Source organism: Campylobacter sp. RKI_CA19_01121 (assembly GCF_025771295.1).
Classification (GTDB): domain Bacteria; phylum Campylobacterota; class Campylobacteria; order Campylobacterales; family Campylobacteraceae; genus Campylobacter_D.
This window is the reverse complement of record NZ_JAKMQA010000039.1, coordinates 1-625: the sequence shown is the minus strand read 5'-3', so window position 1 is coordinate 625 and position 625 is coordinate 1. Positions and strand designations below refer to the sequence as shown.

General features: G+C 29.9%; 1 protein-coding gene. It reads left to right on the top strand.

Translation table 11 applies throughout. The annotated features are described in order from the left end of the window. Positions 1-625, top strand: a 625-nt coding sequence (locus tag L8T90_RS07865; RefSeq protein ID WP_263737177.1) for an inverse autotransporter beta domain-containing protein, incomplete at both ends; no start/stop codon positions are given.

The window sequence follows — 625 nt, the reverse complement described above, 5'->3', positions numbered from 1 at the left end:
CAAAGAAGATGAAGAATTATCTAATAAGGTTATTAATGTTATTCAAACTATTGGTGATGCTTATAATGCAGAAGATGGCAAAGAAAGAGAAGAAATCGTTAGAGATTTAGCAAGCAATTATTTAAGCTTACAAGCTAATACTTTAATCCAAGAATATTTACATGCTCTTAATCACTCTATTAATAGTGAGTTTAATCTAAACTATAATGACAGAGGTGGCTTAAGTGGTAATGCTAAAGTTCTTTTACCTATTATGAGTGAAGATAATCCAAAAATATCTTATTTTTTACAAAGCGGTATAGGTGGATATGATAATAATAGAATCATAGGTCATTTTGGTGGTGGTATAAGATATTATCCTAATGCATTAGCATTAAATAATTCAGGCAATATCATGCTAGGATTAAACCTAGTTTATGATCATGATTTTAGTAGAGAGCATAAAAGAATGTCTTTGGGCTTTGAAAGTATGATTGATACATTAGCTTTCCATGCTAATATTTATCAAAGACTGAGTGATTGGGTTAATAGTTATGATTTTGATAGAGATTATATATTAGAACGCCCTGCTAATGGTTGGGATATGGGTGTTAAATATGCTTTTCCTTCTATGAGTAATGTAGCT